Below are 234 nucleotides of genomic sequence, written 5' to 3' on the forward strand. Positions count from 1 at the left end.
CCTACACCGCGACCTTGACCAACCCGGCGCAGACGCCGGTGAACGTCACCTTGAGCAATGGCTCGGTGATTACCATCAAGGCTGGGGAATCGGTCGGCACAGTGACCGTCGATACACCGGCTAACGACGTCTACGTTAATGGGTCGACTGTCAGCACCACCATCACCGGTGCAACCGGCGGCAACTTTGAAAGCCTGGTGCCAAGCACCACGCCTGCCGTGACTACGATTACTG

Annotated in this window: 1 protein-coding gene; it reads left to right on the forward strand. The window is 59.4% G+C overall.

Annotated elements, in window-relative coordinates:
- Positions 1–234, forward strand: a 234-nt coding sequence (locus tag AC0L2F_RS35995; RefSeq protein ID WP_473251556.1) for an immunoglobulin-like domain-containing protein, incomplete at both ends; no start/stop codon positions are given.

This window comes from Bradyrhizobium sp. Ken64 (assembly GCF_055807555.1).